The organism is Stenotrophomonas maltophilia group sp. RNC7 (assembly GCF_030910085.1).
In the GTDB taxonomy this organism is placed as follows: domain Bacteria; phylum Pseudomonadota; class Gammaproteobacteria; order Xanthomonadales; family Xanthomonadaceae; genus Stenotrophomonas; species Stenotrophomonas sepilia.
Window position 1 is genome coordinate 1 of sequence record NZ_JAVFVN010000571.1, and the last position, 2432, is coordinate 2432.

2 protein-coding genes are annotated in these 2432 nt (G+C 31.8%); both read right to left on the minus strand.

Annotated elements, in window-relative coordinates; genetic code table 11:
• Positions 1-133: 133 nt before the first annotated feature.
• Complete coding sequence (locus tag RCF13_RS10895; protein ID WP_308141170.1) at positions 134-790, minus strand: thermonuclease family protein; 657 nt, start codon at positions 788-790, stop codon at positions 134-136.
• Positions 791-813: 23 nt separating this feature from the next.
• Complete coding sequence (locus tag RCF13_RS10900; protein WP_308141171.1) at positions 814-2097, minus strand: DNA cytosine methyltransferase; 1284 nt, start codon at positions 2095-2097, stop codon at positions 814-816.
• Between the last annotated feature and the right edge of the window lie 335 nt (positions 2098-2432).

Below are 2432 nucleotides of genomic sequence, written 5' to 3' on the forward strand. Positions count from 1 at the left end.
AATTATCTGAACACATTATATTCATACCCGTCGTTTGTTTTAAGTGAAAATGTGAAATTATTAATATTTTTTAAAAAGTTTTCTTAATCAATCAAAAAAACTGCCTCCTAATTTTTAAGAGGCAGTTTTTCTTTTACTTACGCATATTATATTTTCCATTCTCTACATAACCTTTAATTCCCCAAACACCGATTCCTTTATTTTTTGCTTCGGTTTCGGCCTGTTTCAAACGCTCGTAATAGCGTGTGTTTTTATTTGTATAACGCACAATACCTAATCCTTCTTTTAACAACAGTTCTTGAACGAGAATATCATCCATAAATACATATGCAAGTACTCTATCAAATTTATCAATCGTATTATTTGGTTCATACTCTATATAAATCTTTTTTCCAGTTAGTAATTGTTTTACTCTATTTGAGGCCTCTATAGCACCTGGTTGTATTGGTACTCCTTTCTTTTTGGATTCAGGTGTATCAATGCCTAAAAATCGAATTTGAAGTCTTTTACCTTTATTACCAATACCATTCTCAGAATTACTGAGTAGAGAGACAGTAATTGTATCTCCATCTGTTACTGATATTACTCTAGCCAAATCACGTTTCACTTCACTATTACTGTTAGGGGTAGTATTGTTGCTATTCTTAGATAAACTACCTTCTAACTCCGAAATTTTCCCTTTGACTTCTTTTGCTTTGGACTCTAGGTTATTTAGTGATCCTACATTTTCACTAGTACATCCAACTAATAATATTATGAGTGAGAGAATAATAAATATTATTTTTTTCATTCTCTTCCATCCTTTCTTTAATATTACTTCTGCATATTTGTCAGTATATTTTTTGTTATTTCTCTTAAATAGACATAATATTTTGGTGGAAACTCCCTTTTTAGGTTAATTCTTTTTATACAAGTGCGTCTAAAATCTTTTTCTAGTTCTGTTAGATTATTAGAATGGTGTTCAATAATCCATCGTATGCATTCTTTTTCTTTCTTCATTGAAGTCATATTATTAGATAGTAACTTTTTAATACCCATTGCAATAGCTTCAGCCATACGAGGTGGCACAGCGTTACCAACTTGAATTTGTTGTGAATATATATTTCCACAAAACATATATTGATCAGAAAATGACTGTATTCTAGCTGCCTCTCGAATACTTAATGCGCGCTCTTCATACGGATGTGCCATAAGTCCATGGGCTTTAGATGTAGGTACTGCACAGATTGTTGGAGCAGGCTTATGCGGTGATAGTCTCCTTAAATAAGATGTAACACCATTTCCATTTTTAATGTTTTTACTACCACATCGAGGACATGTAAGTTTTCCTTTAAATGAATAATTACATATACAACATATTCCTCTATAATCATTTTTCATTATTTTATAAGCTAAACTTGGTTTTAATACTTTCCAACATTGCCCAGGTTTTATATATTGCATCGCATCTTTGTATTCATTTCTAAAAGAAAAATATTCCGATGTAGGGCAGTTTTTTAAAATATCACTTAATACACGTGGACCTTTTAACTTTGGTATTAGTGGAAAAGGATCACAAGTTGATTCTGTGCCTATAACAATAATTCTCTCTCGTAATTGTGGTACACCATAATCGTGTGCTTGCATTATTTTATAATGTATATTTAAATTTGAAACTTCATTTAATTTATTTATAAATAGTTTAAAAGCTGGTAAATGTTCGGTAGAAATTATGTTTTTTACATTTTCAAAAACAAGTATCTTAGGTTGTAGTTCTTTTACTAGTCTTAGATACTCAAATATTAACATTCCCCTCTCGTCTTCAATTCCTTTCTTACCGTTTAATTCTTCCTTAAAAATACTAAAGCTCTGACAAGGTGATCCACCTAAGAGGATAATTGGATTGTTTTTGGTAATACTTAGTATTTCATCACCTGTTACGGTCTTGATGTCACGGTTCCAGACGATTGTATCCGGATGATTTGCTTTATATGTTTTACAAGCATCACTGTTAATTTCTATTGCTAATTTTAGGTTAAATCCTTGTAATGAAAAGCCGGTGTCTAGACCTCCAGCTCCTACGAAAACACCTACAACTGCGTAATCACTTATATTCATTTTTAAATCGCTCCTTATTTCTCTCAGATTTGTATGAGAAATAAGGGCGACACGAGCCTTGCGACTAATTGGGCTAAAAATTAGTGGTAGGGTTAATTTACCTACTTGCTCCTGATTTCGTGATTTTATGGCCAGCTTTTTATCATAAGCTGTGTTAAGAGCCTAACCTTAACTGCATTCCAAGACATGCACCAACCCAATACGGGGAATTTTAAAAATGAATTCTTTATAAGCAGGCATAAAAACTCCTCCATATACTAAAATTGTTCTAATAAATGCTGAATTTCATAGAAATTTTCTCATTAGGATTTTAGTGATAATTTGGTCAAACACAC

Excerpts from the sequence above, each read along its gene's own strand:
- RCF13_RS10900 (WP_308141171.1), bottom strand. The coding sequence starts at position 2,097 with ATGAATATAAGTGATTACGCAGTTGTAGGTGTTTTCGTAGGAGCTGGA.
- RCF13_RS10895 (WP_308141170.1), bottom strand. The coding sequence starts at position 790 with ATGAAAAAAATAATATTTATTATTCTCTCACTCATAATATTATTAGTT.